A 23,094-nucleotide genomic window follows, 5' to 3' on the forward strand; every position below is an offset into this window, starting at 1 on the left:
TATGTAAATTTATGTATGAATCGCGTAGCTACGGCATACTCGGCGCTCAATTATCCGGATCCCGCTATGCGCCCATTCGCCCCCCTTGCCCTTGCCCTGTTGCTCACCGCTTGCGGAGACGGCGAATCGCTGTTGCCGCCCGATGCGCGCCTGCCCGATGGCGGCCGCTACCGTGGCGATGTGGTCAATGGTTTGCTGCAAGGCCAGGGCCGCGTGGATTACCCCAACGGCAGCTGGTACGCCGGCCAGTTCGACAAAGGCCAGTGGCACGGCCAGGGCGAATGGCATGGCAGCAACGGCGAGGTTTACAAGGGCCAGTTCCAGCAAGGCCTGTTCGACGGCCAGGGCAGCCTGACCACCTCGGGCAGCAGCTACGATGGCGGTTTCAAAAGCGGGCGGCGCAACGGCGAAGGCACCCTCAAAGAGGGCCAAATGACCTACCGCGGCGAATTCAAGGACGACCAGTATTCCGGCCTCGGTCGCCTGGAACTGGCCGATGGCAGCCAATACCAGGGCCAGTTCGCATACGGAAAACCGAACGGCGAAGGCCAACGCAACGACGACAGCGGCAACCAGTTCAGCGGCCACTTTGTCGATGGCCAACTCGAAGGCAACGGCACCTTCAACAGCGCCGATGGCGACATCTATGTCGGCCAGTTCAAACAGAACCAGCTCAACGGCAAAGGCCGCTACGAAAACGCCGACGGCGACGTGTGGATCGGCCAGTTCAAGGAAGGTGCACTCAGCGGCAAAGGCGAGTTGATCGGCGTCGACGGCAGCCACTATGTCGGGCAGTTCAGCGACTGGCGGTTCAGCGGCGAAGGCCGCCTGAACCTCACCGATGGCAGCTTCTACATCGGCGGTTTTGACAGCGACAGCTATCAAGGCAAAGGCACCCTCGTACTCACCGACGGCACTGTGCAGGCCGGCACGTGGGTGAATGGCCTGCGCGTGCGCGATGCCGACGGCAAGCTGTTGCCCGACCCGCTCGAAATCGGCGTACTGGCCCAAGGCCGCTTGCTCGATGCCGCCCTCGCCGCCGTGCCGGCCTCCACGCCCGCCGTCGAGCTATACACCTTGGTGCTGGCGGGCGATGGCAAGCAAAGTGTGTTCCTGCGCGAAGCGGATTACGTCAGCAACCTGCTCGCCACGCGCTTCGGGGCGCGCGGGCAGATCCGCCTGGTCAACCACCGCGACCACATCACCGACCGCCCGCTGGCCACCCGCGAAAGCCTGCGCCGCGCGGTGCAAACCCTGGCCGAGCGCACCGGGCCGGAAGACCTGGTGTTTATCTACCTGACCAGCCACGGCACCCACGAACACGAACTGGTGCTCGACCAGCCGCGCATGGAGCTGGCCGACCTGCCCGCCGATGAACTGGCGGCGGTGCTCGAACCGCTGAAAGCCCGCGACAAGGTGGTGGTGATTTCAGCCTGTTATTCCGGCGGGTTTATCCCGGCGCTGAAGGATGAGCGCACGCTGATCATGACCGCCTCGCGCGCGGATCGCGTGTCTTTCGGTTGCTCCGAGGAAGCGGATTTCACCTATTTTGGCGACGCCCTTTTTGCTCAAGCTTTCAACCAGACCGACGATTTGCAACAAGCCTTCAAACTGGCCCAAGTGCATGTGGCCGAGCGCGAACAAGCGGACAACTTCGAAGCCTCTGAACCACAGATCTGGGCCCCCAAAGGCGTGATCGCCCACTGGCAATTATTACGCAAACAACAGGCACGAAAGGCGCTCGAAAGCGTCTCTATGAATAGCAAGGAAGCCAAAGGCAACTAAGCTGTTACGTGTAACAAGGGGGAAACACCATGTACCTGACACCTCAACACATCTTGCTCGCCGGCGCCTCCGGGCTCACCGGCGAACACCTGCTCGACCGCCTGCTCAACGAACCCACGGTGACCCGTGTACTGGCGCCCAGCCGCAAGCCGCTGGCCGAACACCCGCGCCTGGAAAACCCGGTAGGCGACCCCGCGCTACTGCTGCCGCAACTGAGCGGCCAGGTCGATATCGCCTTTTGTTGCCTGGGCACCACCATCAAGCAGGCGGGCTCCGAGGCGGCCTTCCGCGCGGTCGACCTGGACCTGGTGGTGGCCTTCGCCAAGCGCGCGCGGGAAATGGGCGCGCGCCACTTGATCGTGATCAGCGCGATTGGCGCTGACCCGAAATCCTCGATCTTTTACAACCGCGTCAAAGGCGAAATGGAGTTGGCGTTGCAGGCGCAGGACTGGCCGCAACTGACCATCGCGAGGCCGTCGCTGTTACTCGGCGAACGCCTGCACCCGCGCCTGGCCGAACAACTGGCGGGCACATTGTCGCGATTGATTCCAGGCAAATACCACGGCATTGAAGTCTGTGAACTGGCCCGCGCCATGTGGCGCCTGGCACTCGAAGAGCAAGATGGCGTGCGCGTGGTGGAGTCAGACGAGTTGCGCAAGCTCGGCAAGTAACGTCGTTGAGCTCTGGCACACAACAAGCGGGCTTGCTCGCGAAGGCGGTGGGATCAGTCAACTTAGGCATCGACTGACACGCCGCCTTCGCGAGCAAGCCCGCTCCCACAGTGGTTTTGGGTTGCCTGCGAGGTCGGTGCTACAGGCCACCGGTTGCATTGAAGCCCACGCCCAATACCGTCAATACCGACAACGGCAACAGCAGCGTGTCGAGCAGCGCACTGGCCGGCAGGTCGATGTGCGGGTAGCTCGGCGCTTCAGCGCCAAACCGGTCGCGGGCGCAACAGCCGCCGTTGATCGCATACACATCCAACCGCGTACCGGCGTACACCACTGGCGCACCGGGCTGCGCCGCATCCAGCGTGCGCGCCGTGGCGCAGCCCGCAAGCTGCAGCGCCAACACCACCAGCAGCGCCTTATTCATCGTTGCTCAAATGGTGTTCGCCCCAACGCGGCAGCATGTCCTGAGGAATATTCAGCAGGTTGAGAATGCGCGCCACCACAAAATCCACCAGGTCATCGATGGTCTGCGGCTGGTGATAGAACCCGGGCGATGCAGGCAAGATGGTCACGCCCATGTTCGACAACTTGAGCATGTGCTCCAGGTGAATACTCGAATACGGCGCCTCGCGCGGTACCAGAATCAACTGGCGGCGCTCCTTCAGGGTCACATCCGCCGCACGCTCGATCAGGTTATTGCAGGCACCCGTGGCAATCGCCGACAAGGTGCCGGTGGAACACGGCACCACCACCATCGCTGCCGGCGCACCGGAGCCGGAGGCCACCGGCGACATCCAGTCTTCTTTACCGTAAACCTTGATCTGCCCCGCCGCCGCACCGGTGTATTCGGTGAGGAAGGCTTGCATCATCTGCACCTTGGGCGGCAACGCCACATCGGTCTCGGTGGCCATTACCAACTGCGCGGCCTTGGAGATCAAAAAATGCACCTCGCGCTCCTCACGCACCAGGCAATCAAGCAGGCGCAGGCCATAGGGTGCGCCGGAGGCACCGGTCATCGCCAGGGTCACGCGTTCCGGGCCGCTCATTTCAACGCCTCAGCCAGTTTGCCGTGCAGGCCGCCGAAGCCGCCGTTGCTCATCACCACTACGTGGGTGCCCGGTGTGGCCTTGAGTTTGACCTGTTGAATAATGCCTTCGATGGAATCGCAAACGGTTGAGGGCACAGTGCACAGCACTGCAATGGACGGCAGGTCCCAGCCAAGGTTGGCGGGCGCATACCAGACCACCTGGTCGGCATCGTTGACGCTTTCCGGCAGGCCATCACGGTGCGCGCCAAGCTTCATGGAGTTGGAGCGCGGCTCGACAATCGCAATGATGTTGGCATCACCGACGTGCTTGCGCAGGCCATCCAGCGTGGTCGCAATCGCCGTTGGGTGGTGGGCGAAGTCGTCGTAAATGGTAATGCCGTTCACGTCGGCGACTTTTTCCATACGGCGCTTCACGCTTTTGAACGCGCTCAAGGCAGCAATGCCCATGGCCGGCACCACGCCTACATGCCGCGCGGCCGCCAGGGTGACCAGGGCGTTGGCGACGTTGTGCTGGCCGGTCATGCCCCAATCGACAATGCCTTGGGCTTGCCCTTCAAACAGCACTTCAAATGTAGAGCCGTCTTCGCTGAGCAACTTGACCTGCCACTGCCCGCCCGCCCCGGTGGTTTGCACCGGCGTCCAGCAGCCCATGTCGATCACGCGCTGCAACGCAGGCTCGGTGGTCGGGTGGATGACCAGGCCTTCGCTCGGAATGGTGCGCACCAAGTGGTGGAACTGGCGCTCAATCGCCGGCAGATCAGGGAAAATGTCGGCGTGATCAAACTCCAGGTTGTTGAGGATCGCCGTGCGCGGGCGGTAGTGGACGAACTTGGAACGCTTGTCGAAAAACGCGCTGTCGTATTCATCCGCCTCGATCACGAAAAACGGCGTTTCACCCAGACGCGCCGACACCGCGAAGTTTTGCGGCACGCCGCCGATCAGGAAGCCCGGGCTCATGCCAGCGTGCTCCAGCACCCACGCCAGCATGCTGCTGGTAGTGGTTTTGCCGTGCGTGCCGGCCACCGCGAGTACCCAGCGACCTTGCAGCACATGGTCGGCCAGCCACTGTGGACCGGAGACATACGGCAAGCCTTTATTGAGTACATATTCGACCGCAGGATTGCCACGGGACATGGCGTTGCCGATCACCACCAGGTCCGGGGCCGGGTCGAATTGCGATGGGTCGTAGCCTTGGGTCAACTCGATACCCTGAGCCTGCAATTGCGTGCTCATGGGCGGATAAACATTAGCGTCGGAGCCGGTGACATGGTGGCCCAGCTCTTTGGCCAACACCGCCATCGAACCCATGAAAGTGCCGCAGATACCGAGAATATGAATGTGCATGGTTGACCTCTTGAACATCGAGGCAGGTTAGCGCAGGGAGGGGGAAATCGCACCTATTATGCGGCGAGCGGCCGGGCTTCAAACGAAGTACGCCGTGACTCCCTTTGGGCGTATGAGAACTCGATGGTTCCCAAAGTGACCACGCAACCATTGACGTCGATTTTATCGGAGAGGATGACCGTCAGGGTATTGAAGCACTGTCAGCAGTTGCCCCACTGAGTGAGCAACCGCTGGAACAACTTACTGCGGTGTGTACGAGGCTGATATTAACTATATTTGTCTTTCATGGCGCCCATCAGCTCGTTGAGGTATGCCATTCGGGACTCCACGCCAGTCGCCCGGCTCTTGATATCATCTTCTTGCGCTCCTGTTGACGGAGCCTGAGTTTGAATACCCAGCGCGCCCGCTTCTTTAGCAAACTCCGGTTCCAGGTAGTCAAGCATCTCGTCAAGATAGTCCATACGCTCATCATTTGTCTTTGCCAGCCATTCCACACTGGGTGAGACATGCGGCTCTGAACGAAGGTCAGCCAAGGTATTTGCCAATACAAATACGCTCCTCTGAGCATTATCGACCAATAGCGACTCCTTAACATGTTCCTCTGTGGCTGGCGTCTTCGGCGGATTAATTAGGGGTTTTAGATATTCGAGACCGACATTGGCGGCCAATGTCAGGCCAACCGTTAAGGGTGCGGTGATTGCTGCAGTAATTGCGGCGACCTTTAAAATATTTCGCCGTTCAAGCGGAAGCGCCCGATCCACTTTCGCAGTTTTAGCAGCCACTAACGCCGTGGCGTTTTCTGCCAGGGCTCTCTCAGAAAAGGCCCCGACCTCCTGTCCGTCGACTCGACCTGCCGTCGGCTGAGCAAACAACCTATCCCGAGCCCCAGCATCTTTTTGAGCTTGCCACTTGGCCCCGTTCGCTTTTCTGAATTGAGCCAATTCTGGAGCAGCGGGGGCCTCTGCATCGGGGGTATCCCCAGGCTGTCGTTGACCACTGACGTGCCCTTGCCCTTCGAAGCCACTTACTTTTTTATCAACGAACCCTTGATCAAAGCTATTACCGGCGCTGTCTGCCGGCCTCGACCCTCCCGGGACTTCTACTCTAGGCACTTCAACTGGCCTTACAGGGCTAGGCGCTTCGGTCCTGGACCACCCTCCACTAAAAAGATCGCCAAGCTTCATGCTTACTATCGGCCGTGCCACTGCGTTTGAAAATATCATAATGATCTACCTAATGATTAATTTACATTAGAAAGCCATCCCTTTCTTTCACCTACTGTGTGACAGAACGACATCAACCAGTTCCACCCCCCCCAAAAAACAATACACGCTTATAACTAATACAGCACAAACGCGGCGAGAATACTTCGCCAGCCAGACACTAAGCGCTGCAAGCTAGAATACCCAACCAAGCATAACTTTAAAAATCCATACTGATGCGGTCAATGCCAGCCAATCCGAGTACGTGAAAATTATCACGCTCCCGTTGGAGGCCGCATTGCGCTCAGCAGACCAAATTGGGCTAACTGAGGGCCGAAGGGTGTATTGGTGAGGGCGCTATACGCGTACCACCCCCCCTTGTTAAAGATAGCGAGTATTGGCGTAAGCACACCCTGTGACTCCACCTGATAGAACCCCTTTACTACATCACCCTCTTTATAAGTCCTTGTTACTTCATAAGACCTATAGTTCCCTTTTAACCGGGGAAGCACCTCATCTCCATATTTGAACAGCGTCTTTGCGTCCTTACCTAACGTCTTTATTCCGCGCGTAAGATTTTTCGGCAGATGAATTGCATCGGTAACGCCCACCGAAGCGCCGATACCTGCAAAAAAAGTACGCGCGATTATTTTGCCTGTCGACTTACCCAGCTTCGCAGCTTTGCTCGCGGCGCCTGCCGCGGGAAGCAAGAACCCCAAAATATCGAACCCGATATTAAAAATTGCGCCGGCAATATTGCCCTTGATGGCATCTTTGATACCGTCATAAAAAGGAACAAGCGACAGCAAAAACTCATTGACGCGTTGATTAGCTTTGGTGTTTTTTTCAATTCTTGTCTCACCCGTAACCCCTGCTTTTAAATCCCCATAATTTTTTGTGAAAAATTTACCCACGACGGTCCCCAGCGAGCCGTTTCGTGGAGAAAAATAAGGAACTCTTTCTTCATCAGTTACGTCACGCGAATCACGCTGTTTATTGGTGGCATCGAATTGCGTCACCACGTTATATACGCCCGGCACACGCGCGGCGGAATCCTCGGAAAAATAAGTACTGTCATCAAATTTTGACGGATCTTGCGGCAGCCCCTTTTCCTTAACGATTTTCCCTAAGCGGGGCAGATAACTATAGTACTCGACCTCCCCGTCAACGCCTTCCACTTTCATAAGCACAGCCAGCCCCCCTGCTAATGCTTTGAGTTCGCTTTGAGTCGGCGTTCGTGGTTGGCGCCCGGGGTACAAGGACAGGTTATTCTTTTCCTCTGTGCCTAAAAACGGGCGGGAGACTTCCATGAACGTGACATTTGATTGTTTAATACGCGCTTGGTCCGCTACAGGCAGCAGAGAAACCTGATATTTGAACTGGACAGCCCAGGCCGCTGCCTGACTCTTTGTATATTCATCAAACTTTTCAGAAAATGTTTTATTGATAGTTTGATCAAGCTCAGAAAAACGAGATTTCATCGCCTCCCAAGGCATTTCCTGTTCATTTCGCGACTTCCACAAGCTTGTATCTAATGGCTCCGTCATGTAGACATCCAGTGGCGATACGACATACTTGTCGTCCCTAACACCGCGTAATGTTGTCTTTGTTGGGTCAACATTCGGGAACACCCGCTTGAACTCAGCCAGCGCCAGCTCCTCCCGAGTGGGCGCTGGCTTCAGTAGTTCTACGCGCGCCCATGCCAATTCTTTTTTCTGCTTTTTTAACACCTTGAGTGACTGCTCAATATCCTCTAACGCATACCGACCTTTAGGGTTGCTTTTAATCACCTGATTAGCGAGGCCCCACGCAATAAGCGAATCCGCCGACGCTGCAGCTAACGCGTCCCCACCGTCAAGGGTACTAAGCTGCGCATCCGCATAGCTTATGACTTGACTGAGCGTCATGTTCGCCGATGCGCCGTGCGCCTCTTGCTCTACCAGTGCGACCGCTATAGAGAAATCCGCCCACGTATGAGATCCATAAACAAGGTTAGGTGGAATATTTTTCACCAGCAACTCAGGCGCAGCAGCTGATAGTAATAGCCGCGCAGCAAGCGGCGCGGCTTCAACCCCTACCTTGGTTTCAAGGTAAGTAGTGAACCGTTTAACGATCTCAACCGCGGAGGCACCCACATTTTCGCTCTTATAGAGGTTATAGCCCGCCAGGTTGAAACGTGACTTGTCTGGGTCAGGATCAAGTTCTTGCAAGAGGGCCGCAGTCAAGGCCTCCGTGGCACCGGTCGGCGACACGGCTGATTTAAGTTTATGTTGTATCGCCTTGCCCAACTCCTGCGCATCGGGCGACCGAATGAGCTGGTCCAGTGCTAATGAAGGGTTGTCTGCAATCACCTTCTTTGTGGACGCCGCCAGCGTGCTGACCAAACTCCGTAACAAACTGCCTGCCCCAGCCCCTGCCTGCGGATCAGGCGCCTGGCTTGTATGTTTCAACTTCCACTGACCCACCACCGCTTTCATCTTGCGTAATTCAGTTTTGTTCAGCAGCGCAGCAATATGCCTTACTCCGCCAGCGTCAGCGCCAGGCATCCGATGGACAAGGTCAAAGGACAGTGCATTAGCCAAGCCATGCGCCTGTGTTTGGGTGCCGGGTAGTTTATGCCCCTGCTGTTCGAGCATTTGCGCAACACTTATCTCCCGGCGCTGTTCGGTGAAAAATAATCTTGAACGTCGGTCAATCGGGACCCTGCTGTTGTTCAGGTCTATCTTGCCTTCGGCATCGTCTACCTGGGACCTCAACGCAGCAAGCAGTGCATGCTGGTTAGCATCATCACCCAGCGCCTTGCTCTGGCCCTCTAACGCCTCTACAGATCGCTGCGACGCGCGCGCCAGAGGCGGGAACTCAAACGCGGCCCCTGCTTTTAATTTCTCTCGGTGCGAGGCGGCTTGTGAAGGGGAAAGGTCGATAGGCACGCCGTAAAATCGCCCCACCGTGTACAACGGCACCTTACCGTCCGGCCACGGATAATCGAACGCTTGCCCGGGCATTGGTGCGATCGCTTTGGCAATCGACAACAGCACTCGAGCGTTATCCGACCAACCCGAATCGTCTGTTAAGGTAAACGTTTGCATCCTGCCATTTACAATTCCCCTCAATTCCCCAAGCGCGGGATCCATTTTAAGGCTCTTGGTATCAAGTCCCTGTTCTTTTGCCCACGATAAAAACCGAGGGCTTTTGAAAGCACTGTCCAGTTGAGTGCGCCAACGTCCTAGTGTGGACTGCGGGGGAACTTGAACATCAGGCGGCGCTATTGAGGCGTGATAGGAGCGCGTCGCTAATGCTATCGCGTAGGGCTTCGCCAACTGAGCGTCAGCCGTTGCACGCGCTTCGGGGGTGTCAGGCATTTGCGCTGTGACGTGGCTCCTGGCGACGGCATTATCGATGCTCAGCCCTGCGGCAGCGGCAGGAGGTTCGTTCACCCCTTTACTTGATAAGGCTGGCGTTACTCTAACAGCTTCAAAAATTGTCATTTCCACACTCGCACACGAAACAAGATGGGTAACTGTTCGTACGCTGAGTGGTGCAAAATCACGCAAATCGTTCAAAAAAATTCGGAAAATTTTATCCAAATATTTCAGTTTTAACCACATTGCTCATTAGTGGCTGGTAGTCAGCTTCCTTAGTGTTGCCTTAACAACGCGCAGATCACGTGTGTGAACAACGGTCGATTCCGTGCTTGCGCAACTTCCTGTAAAGCGTATTCCGGCTCACGCCCAAACTTTCTGCCGCACGGGACATGTGCCAACGATGCTGCTTAAGCGCATTGAGCAACGCCATACACTCCGCATCATCCAAAGCGCCCCCATGACGGGGCTCGACGACCATCACCGCACGCGTCTCGTGGATGATAGGCGGCAAATCTTCGAATCTGATTTGCCCTTTCTCGCACAAAGCCGCCAAGGTGCGCAGTACGTTGCGCAACTGCCGAACGTTGCCCGGCCAAGCGTAATTGAGCAAAGCGTCGTTCGCCTTCTCATCAATCAACACAACCTGCCCTGCAGCCTCCTCCGCCAGTAATAACGCCAGTAATTGCGCTTTGTCGCTACGTTCACGTAAGGGCGGCACGGCAATTTCAAGGCCATTGATACGATAGTAAAGATCTTCGCGAAAGCTACCGGTGGCAACACGTGCCAACAGGTCACGGTGGGTAGCGCTGATGATTCTGACGTCCACCGCCTGCGGCTCACCACCAATGGGCACCACCACGCGATCTTCCAACACCCTTAAAAGTCGGGTTTGCAACGCAAACGGCATATCACCGATCTCGTCGAGAAATAACGTACCGCCGTCGGCCTGCTGTAACTTGCCGCGCATGCCTTCCTTGAGTGCGCCGGTAAAACTGCCGCCGCGGTAGCCGAACAGCTCGCTTTCGATCAGGTTTTCCGGGATGGCCGCGCAGTTGAGGGCAACAAAAGCCTTGTCCGCTCGCTGGCTGGCCTGGTGCACAGTTTTGGCGAAGGCTTCTTTACCGCAGCCGGTTTCGCCTTTAATCAGCAGCGGCACGTCGCGCTCGAATACTTTTAGCGCCCTGCGAAAATCCGTCCGCAGCGCAGGGTCACCCAAATACATGCTTGGCAGGCAGGGCGACTCGGGCTTGGCATTCGGCGCGGGCATACTGCGCGGCTGACCGCGCAATGCAGCGAATAACTGCCGGCCATCACGGGTTTTCAACGGCCAACTGGCCGTGGCATTCGCGCTGGCGCGACCGAGCAACTCATCCAGCGAACAGTCAAAAAACGCCTCCACCGGCTGCCCCAGCAAACCGCCGCGAACCTGGCCCAGCAGATTCAACGCGCTCTGATTGACCGCGCAGATGCGCCCTTCCCCGTCAAACGCCAGCAGCCCTTCACTGAACAGGCCCACCGACTCAGCCTGCAGGTGAAAACGCAGCAGCCAGTGCTTCTCGAAATGGCGCAGGAAGTAACAGCTTTCGATCATCTTCGCCGACAGATTCACCAGCGCCATGGTGTGGAACTGGCTCTGACGCGACACGGCCTCACGCGCCGAGGACACGTCCAGCACCGCCAGCAGTTCGCCATGCGGGTCGAACACCGGGCTCGCCGAACAGGTCAGGCCGGTGTGGCGGCCGCGAAAGTGCTCATCGCGGTGAATCGTCAGGGACTGGCGCTCCACCAGGCAGGTGCCGATACCGTTGGTGCCCTCGCAGGCCTCGCTCCAGTCGGCGCCCAACCACAGGCCGGCGCGTTCGAAGATCTTGCGCTCGGACGGCGCGGTGACACAGTTGAGAATCACCCCGCGCGCGTCGGTGAGCAGTACCGCATGGCCGGCGCCAGAGAGCTGTTGATGCAGGCTGTTCATCTCGCTGCCGGCGATGTGCAGCACCTGTTGCAGGCGCTCGCGGCTCTCCAGCAGGCGGCCGTGTTCGAGCACGGTAGGCGCGATACTCAGCGCCGGGTCGAGGTGATAGTCCTCAAGACAACGCAGCCAGGAACGGGCGATGGACGGATCGCTGCCGGGGCCTTGGGTGAGGTCTTGCCCGCGCGTGGCGGTCAAGACTTGCTGGGCATGGCGACTGAAATGATCGTTTTGCATGATCTTATTATTCTCGCTGCGTGAGAACAGCCAGCATCCCCCAGCCATAAGACCATTGCAATCGCGCGCGGACTCACCGGTCACAGGCTGTACCGTTTATGGCACAAACTGTCACTCTCGCTGTATCAGCCGTGTCACAGCAACGCCTTGTAAAAAACTCCAACCCCCCGGTTTACGGGCGCTTGCAGCGCTGGCCCAACCTTTGCTCTACGCTTTATAAGGCGCAACACCGTTGTACTCCAATAAACATAAAAGTCAGGAGATACCCCCCATGCGTTACGCACATCCCGGTACTGAAGGCTCGATCGTTTCGTTCAAGGCCAAGTACGGCAACTTCATCGGCGGCGAATTTGTCGCGCCGGTGGATGGCAACTATTTCACCAACACCTCGCCGGTCAACGGCAAGCCCATCGCCGAATTCCCGCGCTCGACGGCCAAAGACATCGACAAAGCCCTCGACGCTGCCCACGCTGCCGCTGACGCCTGGGGCAAGACCTCGGCTCAGGACCGCTCGCTGGTACTGCTGAAAATCGCCGACCGCATCGAACAGAACCTCGAACTGCTGGCCGTCACCGAAACCTGGGACAACGGCAAGGCCGTGCGTGAAACCCTTAACGCCGACATCCCATTGGCGGCCGACCACTTCCGCTATTTCGCCGGTTGCATCCGCGCTCAGGAAGGCACCAGCGCCGAGATCAACGAACTCACCGCGTCGTATCACTTCCATGAGCCGTTGGGCGTGGTCGGCCAGATTATCCCGTGGAACTTCCCGCTGCTGATGGCCGCGTGGAAACTCGCCCCGGCCCTGGCCGCCGGTAACTGCGTGGTGCTCAAACCGGCCGAGCAAACCCCGCTGGGCATCAACGTATTGATGGAGCTGATCGGCGACTTGCTGCCACCGGGCGTGCTGAACGTGGTGCACGGTTACGGCAAGGAAGCCGGCGAAGCCCTGGCCACCAGCAAGCGCATCGCTAAAATCGCCTTCACCGGCTCCACGCCAGTGGGCTCGCACATCATGCACGCCGCCGCCGAGAACATTATTCCGTCCACCGTTGAACTGGGCGGCAAGTCGCCGAACATCTTCTTCGCCGACATCATGAACGCCGAACCGTCGTTTATCGAGAAAGCCGCCGAAGGCCTGGTGCTGGCGTTCTTCAACCAGGGCGAAGTGTGCACCTGCCCGTCGCGCGCGCTGGTGGAAGAGTCGATCTACGACGATTTCATGAAAGTGGTGATGAAAAAAGTCGAGCAGATTAAACGCGGCGACCCGCTGGACACCGACACCATGGTCGGCGCCCAAGCGTCCGAGCAGCAATTCGACAAAATCCTGTCTTACCTGGAAATTGCCAAGGGCGAAGGCGCGCAGTTGCTGACCGGCGGCAAGGTCGAGAAGCTCAGCGGCGACATGGCCGGCGGCTATTACATCCAGCCGACCCTGCTCAAGGGCACCAACGAAATGCGCGTGTTCCAGGAAGAAATCTTCGGCCCGGTGGTAAGCATCACCACCTTCAAGGACGAAGCCGAGGCGCTGGCGATTGCCAACGACACCGAGTTTGGCCTCGGCGCAGGCGTGTGGACCCGCGACATCAACCGCGCCTACCGCATGGGCCGCGCGATCAAGGCGGGCCGCGTGTGGACCAACTGCTACCACCTGTACCCGGCGCATGCCGCGTTCGGCGGTTACAAAAAGTCCGGTGTGGGCCGCGAGACGCACAAGATGATGTTGGATCATTACCAGCAGACCAAGAACTTGCTGGTGAGCTACGACATTAACCCGCTGGGCTTTTTCTAACCCTTCAACAGCCGCCCCACTCCCGCGTTAAAAATACAATTAAATGTGGGAGGGGGCTTGCTCCCGAAAGCGGTGTATCAGTCACTTCATCGTTTACTGAAACACCGCTTCCGCGAGCAAGCCCGCTCCCACATTGGATCTCCACAAGTACTTGCGACTTGCATTCGGCATTCATACGCCGAGTTAAAACAATAACAACGAAAGGTACTTTCCATGCCTAGCGAACCCACTGGCTCTTCCGTCGACTTCGAAAAAGTCGACACCGACTACTTCCAACAACGCGAACTGAAAAAAGGCGCCGCCGGCTGGGTGCTGTTGGTCGGCCTCGGCGTTGCCTACGTGATTTCCGGCGACTACGCCGGCTGGAACTTCGGCCTGGCGCAAGGTGGCTGGGGCGGCATGTTCCTCGCCACTTTGCTGATGGCCACCATGTACCTGTGCATGTGTTTTTCGCTGGCCGAACTGTCCTCCATGATCCCCACCGCCGGCGGCGGCTACGGCTTTGCCCGCAGCGCGTTTGGCCCATGGGGCGGGTTTCTTACCGGCACTGCCATCTTGATCGAGTACGCCATCGCCCCCGCGGCTATCGCGGTGTTTATCGGCGCCTACTGCGAATCGTTATTCGGCATCGGCGGCTGGATGATCTACCTGGCGTTCTACATCCTGTTTATCGGCATCCACATCTTCGGCGTCGGCGAAGCCCTGAAACTGATGTTTGTGATCACCGCCATCGCGGCCATCGCCTTGGGTGTGTTCCTGGTGTCGATGGTGCCGCACTTCAACGTGGCCAACTTGCTGGACGTGCCGGTGACCGACGCCAAGGGCGCCAGCAGCTTCCTGCCCTTCGGCTACGTCGGCGTATGGGCGGCCATCCCGTATGCGATTTGGTTTTTCCTCGCGGTTGAGGGCGTGCCGCTGGCCGCCGAAGAAACCAAGAACCCCAAACGCGACCTGCCACGCGGCTTGATCGGCGCCATTGTGGTGCTGACCAGTTTCGCCCTGTTGATTCTGGTCATCGCACCCGGCGGCGCCGGCACGTACGCGCTGATCAAATCGGGCAACCCGCTGGTGGAAGCCTTGGCGCTTGCCTACGGCGGCTCGACCTGGATGGGCGGTTTCGTCAACCTGGTGGGGCTTGCCGGGCTGATCGCGAGTTTTTTCTCGATTATCTACGCGTATTCGCGGCAGATCTTCGCTTTGTCGCGTGCCGGTTACCTGCCGCGCAAACTCTCGCAGACCAACAAAAGCAAGGCGCCGGTGCTGGCGCTGGTGATCCCCGGCATTATCGGTTTTGGCCTGTCGCTGACCGGCCAGGGTGATTTGTTGATTCTGGTGGCGGTGTTTGGCGCGACCATTTCCTACGTACTGATGATGGCCGCGCACATCACCTTGCGCATCCGTCGCCCCAAAATGGACCGCCCGTACCGCACACCGGGCGGTATTTTTACCTCCGGCGTAGCCTTGGTACTCGCCTGTGTGGCCGTGGTGGCGGGCTTTCTGGTCGATCCACGGGTGGTTATTGGCGCCGCGATCATCTATGGAGTATTAATTGCTTACTTTGCTTTCTACAGCCGGCATCACTTGGTAGCAGGCACGCCGGAAGAAGAATTTGCGGCGATCCAGGCCGCAGAGGCCGCCTTGCACTGATGAGCCATAAACCTCGACGCGGGCGCTTTACTCACAGCCTGCCCGCGCCGCCAAGGAGACACTGTATGGCAAGCTTTTCTCACGCGGTGGGCGCACAGACTTACCGCTTCGACAGCCTCAAGGACGTGATGGCCAAGGCCAGCCCCGCGCGTTCCGGGGACTTTCTCGCTGGCGTGGCCGCGCAAAACGACGGCGAGCGGGTCGCGGCGCAGATGGCGCTGGCGAATATCCCGTTGAAACACTTCCTGCAAGAAGTGCTGATCCCCTATGAAAGCGACGAAGTCACTCGGCTGATTGTCGACACCCACGATAAACAGGCGTTTAGCGTGGTCAGCCACCTGACCGTCGGCGGCCTGCGTGACTGGCTGCTCAGCGACGCGGCCGACGAACACGCCCTGCGCGCCCTGGCGCCCGGGCTGACCCCGGAAATGGCCGCCGCCGTGTCGAAAATCATGCGCGTGCAGGACCTGGTACTGGTCGCGCAGAAGATCCGCGTGGTCACCCGGTTTCGCGGCACCCTGGGCCTGCGCGGGCGCCTGTCGACCCGCCTGCAGCCCAACCACCCGACGGACGAACCGGCGGGCATCGCCGCGAGCATTCTCGATGGCCTGCTTTATGGCAACGGCGACGCGATGATCGGCATCAACCCGGCCACCGACAGCACCGCCTCGATCTGCGCCATGCTCGAGATGCTCGACGCGATCATCCAGCGCTACGAAATCCCCACCCAAGCCTGCGTGCTGACCCACGTCACCACCTCCATCGAGGCCATCAACCGTGGCGTGCCGCTGGACCTGGTGTTTCAGTCGATTGCCGGCACCGAAGCCGCCAATGCCAGTTTCGGCATCAGCTTGAGCCTGCTGCAGGAAGGTTACGAAGCGGGGTTGAGCCTGAATCGCGGCACCCTGGGCCAGAACCTGATGTATTTCGAAACCGGCCAGGGCAGCGCGTTGTCGGCCAACGCGCATTTTGGCGTCGACCAGCAAACCTGTGAAACCCGCGCCTATGCCGTGGCGCGGCATTTCAAACCGTTTCTCGTCAACACGGTGGTCGGCTTTATCGGCCCGGAGTACTTGTACAACGGCAAGCAAATCATCCGCGCCGGGCTTGAAGATCACTTCTGCGGCAAGTTGCTCGGCGTGCCGATGGGCTGCGACATCTGCTACACCAACCACGCCGAAGCCGACCAGGACGACATGGACACCCTGCTGACGCTTTTGGGCGTGGCCGGGATCAACTTCATCATGGGCATCCCCGGCTCCGACGACATCATGCTCAACTACCAGACCACCTCGTTTCACGACGCCTTATACGCCCGCCAAACACTGGGTTTAAAACCGGCGCCGGAGTTTGAACAGTGGCTGGCGAAAATGGGCATCTTCACGCAAGCCGACGGCAAAGTGCATTTCGGCAACAGCCTGCCACCGGCATTTCGCCACGCCTTGGCGCAACTGGGATGAAGGAGCCGCCCGTGCACGTCGACCTACCCGAAAACCCGTGGCTGCAACTGCGCCGCCTGACGCCTGCGCGCATTGCGCTGGGCCGCACCGGCACGAGCATTCCGACCAGCGCGCAACTGGACTTCCAGTTCGCCCACGCCCAGGCGCGCGACGCGGTGCACCTGCCCTTCGACGCGACCGGGCTTGGCAGCCAATTGGCTGAGCGCGGGCGCGACAGCCTGTTGCTGCGCAGCGCCGCGCTCGACCGGCACAGCTACCTGCAACGCCCGGACCTGGGGCGGCGCTTAAGTGATGAGTCGGCGCAGCGCCTGCGTGATTACGCCGCCGCCAACCCCGGCGGTGTAGACCTCGCGGTGGTCGTGGCCGATGGCCTGTCGGCGCTGGCGGTGCATAAACATACGCTGGCGTTTCTTACACGCATGGAGGAACAGACCCACGCCGAAGGGTGGTCATTGTCGCCGGTGATTCTGGTAGAACAGGGCCGCGTGGCGGTGGCGGATGAAATCGGCCAGTTGCTGGGCGCCAAAATGGTGGTGATCCTGATCGGCGAACGGCCAGGGCTCAGTTCGCCGGACAGCTTGGGCCTGTATTTCACCTACAACCCCAAGGTCGGCCTGACCGACGCCTACCGCAATTGCATCTCCAATGTGCGCCTGGAAGGCTTGAGTTACGGCATGGCGGCGCATCGCCTGCTTTACTTGATGCGGGAGGCGTGTCGCCGACAGTTGTCGGGCGTCAATCTCAAGGACGAAGCGCAGGTGCAGACCCTGGAGTCGGACGATCCTGACCTGATGAAAGGCAACTTCCTGCTCAGCCCGCCGGATGACCGATAGCGGCACGATTGCACTTTATTTCGCCATTAGGCAGCATCCAGTCACGGCCGCGTGTGTGGTCAAAGCCTATTTCGGATAGCTGAGGCCTGTTTAGAGCCAAGTAACCTTAAGAGGCTGCACGCCCTTGATTTACGCGACATCCCTCGCTACAAAACCAACACGCTTTTCATCTCGCAATACGTATAATGCGGGCCTTTCAGGGTTGTAAGAAATACGGCATTTCTTTGTAGCCTTACTTACCCGAGCTTCCGCACAGGCCTACTGAGTAGGGCCATTCACACAGGTGCCATCCATGGATTTCAACCCGCTCGACCTTATCCTGCATCTCGACGTGTACCTCGACATGCTGGTAACCAACTACGGTCCGTGGATCTACGCCATTCTGTTTCTGGTGATTTTTTGCGAAACCGGCCTGGTGGTCATGCCGTTTCTGCCGGGTGATTCATTGCTGTTTATTGCGGGCGCCATCGCGGCCGGCGGCGGCATGGATCCGGTGCTGCTCGGTGGCCTGTTGATGCTGGCGGCGATCCTCGGCGACAGCACCAATTACGTGATTGGGCGAACAGCCGGAGAGCGCTTGTTCAGCAACCCGAACTCGAAGATCTTCCGCCGCGACTACCTGCAAAAAACCCACGACTTCTACGACAAACACGGCGGCAAAACCGTGACGCTGGCGCGCTTCCTGCCGATCCTGCGAACCTTTGCGCCGTTCGTCGCGGGCATCGCCAGAATGCCTTACCCGCGCTTCTTCGGCTTCAGCGTGTTCGGCACCATCCTGTGGGTCGGCGGCCTGGTGACCTTGGGCTACTTCTTCGGCAACGTGCCGTTTATCAAGAAAAACCTCTCGCTGCTGGTCGTGTTCATCATCCTGCTGTCGCTGGTGCCGATGATCATCGGCGTGTTCCGCAGCCGCTTTGGCCGCACATCTTCCGAAGCCAAGTCGCAGTAACCCGCAATGTGGTCCCTCAGCGCCTGGCGTCGCCGGCGCCTGCTGGCCAAGCACCCGATTGCCGATGACACCTGGCAACGGGTGCGCCACCACCTGAGCTTTCTTGACGGTATCAGCGCCGAGCAAGACCAGTGGTTACGCGACGCCTGCGTGATGTTTCTTGCCGAAAAACACCTCACCGCCCTGCCCGGCGTCGACCTGCATCAGGAGCAACGCCTGCTGCTCGCCGCCCAGGCGCAACTGCCGCTGATGAACCTCGGCGACCTCGACTGGTATCAGGGTTTTCACGAAATCGTGCTGTACCCCGACGACTTCGTGAGCCCGCAACGCCACCGCGATGCCAGCGGCGTCGAACACGAGTGGGACGGCGAACACAGCGGCGAAGCCTGGCAGCAAGGCCCGGTGATTCTTGCCTGGCCCGGCGTACTCGCCAGCGGCAATTGGGAAGGCTACAACCTGGTCATCCACGAGTTGGCGCACAAGCTCGACATGCTCAACGGCGACGCCAACGGCCTGCCGCCGCTGCACCAAGACATGCGCGTGCAGGAATGGGCCAGCGTGATGCAAAGCGCGTTTGACGACCTCAATCGCCAACTGGACGCCAACCCGGACGCCGAAACCGAGATCGACCCCTATGCCGCCGAAAACCCGGCGGAGTTCTTTGCGGTCACCAGTGAATATTTTTTCAGTGCCCCGGATTTACTGGCCAGCACTTATCCACAGGTGTATGCGCAGCTAACCCGCTTTTATCGCCAGGACCCCTTAGCCCGTCTGACCCAACTGCAGGCCAGCGACGTGCGATACCAGACGGAACGCCACGCGCCCTACGACGTCTGACGCATGGCATCGGCGTCAGAATATGCCTATAATCGCCGCCACTTTTAGGCCAATCCGGCCATGCTTCATGGCCAACTACGGGGGCAACGCCCAATGAGCTACAGCAAGATTCCGGCTGGCAAAGACCTGCCGAACGACATCTACGTCGCCATCGAAATTCCGGCCAACCACGCGCCGATCAAATACGAAATCGACAAAGACAGCGACTGCCTGTTCGTTGACCGTTTCATGGCCACCCCGATGTTCTACCCGGCCAACTACGGTTTCATCCCTAACACCCTGGCGGACGACGGCGACCCCCTCGACGTGCTGGTTGTAACTCCTTACCCGGTTACCCCAGGCTCGGTTATCCGCGCGCGCCCAGTCGGCATCCTGCACATGACCGACGACGGCGGCGGCGATGCCAAAGTTATCGCGGTGCCCCACGACAAGTTGTCCCAACTGTACGTGGACGTGAAGGAATACACCGACCTGCCGCCACTGTTGCTGGAGCAGATCAAACACTTCTTCGAGAACTACAAAGACCTCGAAAAAGGCAAATGGGTGAAGATTGAAGGCTGGGGCGACGCAGACGCCGCGCGCGCCGAGATCATGAAGTCGGTCGCTGCCTACAAAGGCTGATACCCGCTCCCATTGCTCAGGCAATCAAAAAAGCCCCGGTTATCCGGGGCTTTTTTTGTGGGAAAAATAAACACCAAGTTCAATTATTAATACACAACGTTGAACGGGTTAAATAGATAGAAATATCAGACTACAACTAAGTAAATGCCTACACAGGTAATTCAACGCATGGTTTATTTGATGTGTTTCCCCCGTCAGTAAACTCTGCGTTTATGAATACATCAGGTGATCGACTAAAAGCACTACTGCGGGAAGTTCATCTTTCCGCCTCCGACTTCGCCAAGAACCGTAACGTCACGCCGCAACACGTGAACAACTGGTTCAAACGCGGCGTGCCCATGGGCCGACTCAACGAGATCGCAGACCTGCTCTGCGTCTCCAGCCGTTGGCTACGCACCGGCGAAGGCCCCAAACACCCACCGGCGCACTTCCTGCTGGCCGGCCCGGACACACCAAAAGGACTTCCGACCCGCGAGGAAAGCGGCAAGTACCTCACAGGCCCGATCTGCATGCCGGAAAAAATCGACGTGGAGATCCCCCTCCACCCCACATTCACCTCAACCGAACGCATCCGCGTCTCCGTGCACACCCTACAAACCCTAAACGTAAACTCCGACCGCGCACTGGGCGCCTACATGGTCGACAACAGCATGATCGACATCATCCAACAAGGCGCCACCCTCGCCATCGACCGCGGCCGCAGCCAAATCATCGACGGCGAAATCTACGCCGTCGAACACGACGGCATGCTGCGCATCAAATACCTCTACAACCGCCCAGGCGGAGGCCTGCGCATGCGCAGCCACAACGCTGGCGAACACCCGGACGAATACCTGACCTACGAACAACGCTTCGAACAGAACTTCATGATAGTGGGCTGGGTATTCTGGTGGTCCACCCTGAATAACCGCAGGCCGGTGCCGCTGGATGAACAACTGCTGGGCTGGGAAGGCTCTAAATCGGACCCGGAGGTGGGCAATTGAGGTGAACATGGGTATTATGCGTCGCACATTTGGCAGGGGTTGGCTGTGCGCCATTCACCCTGCTCGGCGACGCGGAACAGTTTCTGCTGATGCCCTGACTATTCAGCCAGACGCGATGTTGGCTGAGCGATTTGAAGGCTGTTGAGGTTTGTCAAAAACAAGCTGAAGCAGTCCCCGAGAAGCCGGCCACAAGCCGGCTTTTTAATGCCTGATTAGAAAGTACTCGGCCTACAGCTTGCATGCCGAAATGGAGTGCTTGTTTTTTCTAATGCTCAGTCATGCTTACGCGTTTTGCCCGATAGCTGATGAGCACGCTGGCTCAAGTCGGCAAGGCGCTTGTCCGCACCCGCAGCATCTGCATATTGGCGCTGTTGGTCAAAGTTTTCGTACTGCGACTCGGCGTACTGTTTGGCCATGTCGTGGGAGATCTTGCCGGCATTGTTGAGAATGTCGCGGTCGTTCAAAGTCAGGAACCCATCAAGTTTTTTTACCCAGTCGACCATGGACATGGGAATACGACGCATAGCCTGGCCTTCAGCAAACACCAGATATTGCTCGACAAGATTGTTCAGAGCGCTTAATTCGTCTGTGGTCAGGTAGTTCTTGGCGTTGACAATATCCTGTTTGCGTACCTTGGCGCCGCGCCAGTTGGTCAGGCCCATATGCGGTTTGCTGCTGTCGGCACGGTGATGAATTAGCTCCGCAGCAGTTTGCCCAGTGATCGCCCAGTGCACTTTATTTTGCACGGTTTTGAAGAAGCCGATGCTGGCGTCTTGCGTTGGATCGTAGTCCACGCTGGTGGCGTAGATGTCGGTAATTTTCTGGTAGAAGCGCTTTTCGCTGGTGCGAATATCCTGAATGCGCCGCGTCAGCTCTTCGAAGTAGTCGAAAGGCTGGTCAGGATTTTTCAGACGCTCATCATCAAGCACAAACCCTTTGACGATGTATTCACGAAGCTGCCGTGTAGCCCATTGCCGGAAGCGGGTTGCTGTATGGCTCTGTACGCGATACCCAACGGAAATGATTGCGTCCAGGTTGTAGTGCTTGAGGCTGCGCTTTACCTGCCGTGTGCCTTCTAGGCGAACTACTAAGAAATCCTTAGTGGTTGCATTTTGATCAAGCTCGCCCTCGCTGAAGATATTCTTCAGGTGCATCAGCACATTCTCTGGCGTGGTGCTGAACAGCTCCGCCATCAGCGCCTGCGTCAGCCATACAGACTCGTCGACAAACCGCACATCCAACCGCGTTTGCCCGTCTTCGCTCTGGTAGATGATGAACTGCGACGTGTTGCTGTGGACGTTATCCGTGCTCATAGCTCAACTTTTTCCTCGATCAGCAGGTCTTTCAGCTCGTGTTCGTTGCCTTTGAGAAGGCTGGTGCGGGTTCGTCCCTTACTCGAAAGCATCTTGAGCAGCTCTTCGGGTAACCTGCGCCGCCAGCAGGCTGGAGCTGGCGCAAGTGTACTTCAATTGCCTCAGAACCCAGCTCGGGCGCTCGGTCAATCTGCACCTTATTAATTGTTTTATGACGCGATGAAAGTGGCGCATGACCGCCTCAAATGTACGGGGCTTTCAAGCTGCCCAAGCGGGGCTACTGGAAGCTAACGGATACGGCACTGGATCGCGATTGCTTTGACGACGAGTCATTAGTGTTTTGGCCTTTGGTCAGCGCCTTGCTGACCAAAGGGTTATTACCGGGTGCAAAATCGTGGCGTTATTACTTTAGCTGCAAACACTCCACAGCCCGATCCGCCACCAGCTTCGCCATCGCCACCAAATGCATCACCGCCTTATGCGGCGCCCCCAGCGGTTCGCCGAGCGCTTGCGACGTCGTCACCGCGCATTGCAGCAACTCAGCAACGCGCAGCCAGGCATCTTCGAAGCTCAGCTCTTCATTGACGGTAAAGGGGTGGGTCGCGGTATCCGAAACATCGTTACTCATAGCAAAACTCCTAGCAGTAAATGAATACCACCGTTCTTTCGCGACTAAACGAGTAGAGGTGGCGGCTGTACGCAGGTTAGTCGACCGGCCGCTAGGCTCCGGCGCACCCGAAGGTGCCCTGCGCACAGCCACCATAAAGTTCAGGTGAGGAAGCACCTGGCTTAGAGATGGCGCGTGCGCCTAGCGGAATCCGGGCGACTAAACCCGATCACTGAAAGACAGTGAAGGACCGCAGCCTAGTCGCAGGATTTTGCTAGCGCAAGCGGCTGGGATTCTCTAGGAAACGTCCTGCAAATGAAAGGGATCGGTACTGCTGGCCTTTGAAAATCACAGCAGAGTCCATTCTAAATTTTCCAACCGCTCATCCAGCCGCCTTTTGCTGCGGCATTCTCCGACGCCTTGCCGTTTGC

The 23,094-nt window shown here is 58.2% G+C and carries 18 protein-coding genes; 10 read left to right on the forward strand and 8 right to left on the reverse strand.

Going from position 1 to position 23,094, the window contains the following annotated elements:
- The first annotated feature begins 66 nt into the window (after positions 1-66).
- Positions 67-1,785, forward strand: a complete 1,719-nt coding sequence (locus AO240_RS02765) for a C13 family peptidase (protein ID WP_099235076.1) — start codon at positions 67-69, stop codon at positions 1,783-1,785.
- A 29-nt stretch (positions 1,786-1,814) separates the two neighbouring features.
- On the forward strand, positions 1,815-2,456 hold the full coding sequence (locus tag AO240_RS02770; RefSeq protein WP_099235077.1) for an oxidoreductase: 642 nt from the start codon (positions 1,815-1,817) through the stop codon (positions 2,454-2,456).
- Between the two features lie 139 nt (positions 2,457-2,595).
- Here the strand turns inward: AO240_RS02770 and AO240_RS02775 are convergent, their stop codons facing one another.
- From AO240_RS02775 to AO240_RS02800, 6 genes are all read right to left on the reverse strand, one after another.
- Positions 2,596-2,880: a YceK/YidQ family lipoprotein gene (locus AO240_RS02775; RefSeq protein WP_099235078.1), complete on the reverse strand. Its 285-nt coding sequence runs from the start codon at positions 2,878-2,880 to the stop codon at positions 2,596-2,598.
- Positions 2,873-3,502 (reverse strand): flavin prenyltransferase UbiX, encoded by a 630-nt coding sequence (gene ubiX, locus AO240_RS02780; protein WP_099235079.1) that lies wholly within the window; start codon positions 3,500-3,502, stop codon positions 2,873-2,875. Before ubiX ends, AO240_RS02775 begins: the two co-directional genes overlap by 8 nt.
- Positions 3,499-4,848, reverse strand: coding sequence for a UDP-N-acetylmuramate:L-alanyl-gamma-D-glutamyl-meso-diaminopimelate ligase (gene mpl, locus AO240_RS02785; protein ID WP_099235080.1), 1,350 nt, complete (start codon positions 4,846-4,848; stop codon positions 3,499-3,501). The genes ubiX and mpl overlap by 4 nt, the downstream gene beginning before the upstream one ends.
- 266 nt (positions 4,849-5,114) lie before the next feature.
- The gene (locus tag AO240_RS02790) at positions 5,115-5,960 is read right to left on the reverse strand and encodes a hypothetical protein (RefSeq protein ID WP_143505265.1); all 846 of its coding nucleotides are present in this window, start codon (positions 5,958-5,960) and stop codon (positions 5,115-5,117) included.
- 365 nt (positions 5,961-6,325) lie between these two features.
- Entirely contained in the window at positions 6,326-9,658 is a 3,333-nt protein-coding gene (locus tag AO240_RS02795; protein WP_143505267.1) for a hypothetical protein, read from the reverse strand.
- A gap of 55 nt (positions 9,659-9,713) precedes the next feature.
- Positions 9,714-11,621 carry a sigma-54-dependent Fis family transcriptional regulator gene (locus AO240_RS02800; protein WP_099235083.1) on the reverse strand — a complete coding sequence of 636 codons (1,908 nt, stop codon included), beginning with the start codon at positions 11,619-11,621 and terminating at the stop codon, positions 9,714-9,716.
- 271 nt (positions 11,622-11,892) lie between these two features.
- On the opposite strand from AO240_RS02800, the gene AO240_RS02805 reads away from it, so the two are divergent.
- The 8 genes from AO240_RS02805 to AO240_RS02840 all read left to right on the forward strand — a co-directional run bounded on the left by AO240_RS02805 (position 11,893) and on the right by AO240_RS02840 (position 20,743).
- Positions 11,893-13,413, forward strand: a complete 1,521-nt coding sequence (locus AO240_RS02805) for an aldehyde dehydrogenase family protein (protein ID WP_099235084.1) — start codon at positions 11,893-11,895, stop codon at positions 13,411-13,413.
- A gap of 213 nt (positions 13,414-13,626) precedes the next feature.
- Complete coding sequence (gene eat, locus AO240_RS02810; protein ID WP_099235085.1) at positions 13,627-15,060, forward strand: ethanolamine permease; 1,434 nt, start codon at positions 13,627-13,629, stop codon at positions 15,058-15,060.
- A gap of 65 nt (positions 15,061-15,125) precedes the next feature.
- Positions 15,126-16,520: an ethanolamine ammonia-lyase subunit EutB gene (locus AO240_RS02815; protein ID WP_099235086.1), complete on the forward strand. Its 1,395-nt coding sequence runs from the start codon at positions 15,126-15,128 to the stop codon at positions 16,518-16,520.
- Positions 16,517-17,353: an ethanolamine ammonia-lyase subunit EutC gene (gene eutC / locus AO240_RS02820; protein ID WP_099235087.1), complete on the forward strand. Its 837-nt coding sequence runs from the start codon at positions 16,517-16,519 to the stop codon at positions 17,351-17,353. The genes AO240_RS02815 and eutC overlap by 4 nt, the downstream gene beginning before the upstream one ends.
- Before the next feature lie 292 nt (positions 17,354-17,645).
- Positions 17,646-18,302 carry a DedA family protein gene (locus AO240_RS02825; protein ID WP_099235088.1) on the forward strand — a complete coding sequence of 219 codons (657 nt, stop codon included), beginning with the start codon at positions 17,646-17,648 and terminating at the stop codon, positions 18,300-18,302.
- 6 nt (positions 18,303-18,308) lie between these two features.
- Entirely contained in the window at positions 18,309-19,139 is an 831-nt protein-coding gene (locus AO240_RS02830) for a zinc-dependent peptidase (protein WP_099235089.1), read from the forward strand.
- 93 nt (positions 19,140-19,232) lie between these two features.
- Positions 19,233-19,760 carry an inorganic diphosphatase gene (ppa, locus tag AO240_RS02835; RefSeq protein WP_058412870.1) on the forward strand — a complete coding sequence of 176 codons (528 nt, stop codon included), beginning with the start codon at positions 19,233-19,235 and terminating at the stop codon, positions 19,758-19,760.
- A gap of 212 nt (positions 19,761-19,972) precedes the next feature.
- Positions 19,973-20,743: an XRE family transcriptional regulator gene (locus AO240_RS02840; protein ID WP_099235090.1), complete on the forward strand. Its 771-nt coding sequence runs from the start codon at positions 19,973-19,975 to the stop codon at positions 20,741-20,743.
- Between the two features lie 272 nt (positions 20,744-21,015).
- On the opposite strand, the gene AO240_RS02850 is transcribed toward AO240_RS02840, so the two are convergent.
- Together AO240_RS02850 and AO240_RS02855 are read right to left on the reverse strand one after the other, a co-directional pair.
- The gene (locus AO240_RS02850) at positions 21,016-22,056 is read right to left on the reverse strand and encodes a virulence RhuM family protein (RefSeq protein ID WP_099235091.1); all 1,041 of its coding nucleotides are present in this window, start codon (positions 22,054-22,056) and stop codon (positions 21,016-21,018) included.
- Between the two features lie 403 nt (positions 22,057-22,459).
- Positions 22,460-22,684, reverse strand: a complete 225-nt coding sequence (locus tag AO240_RS02855) for a hypothetical protein (protein WP_099235092.1) — start codon at positions 22,682-22,684, stop codon at positions 22,460-22,462.
- Positions 22,685-23,094: the final 410 nt, after the last annotated feature.

Source organism: Pseudomonas sp. ICMP 460, from assembly GCF_002723595.1.
Lineage (GTDB): Bacteria > Pseudomonadota > Gammaproteobacteria > Pseudomonadales > Pseudomonadaceae > Aquipseudomonas > Aquipseudomonas kitaguniensis.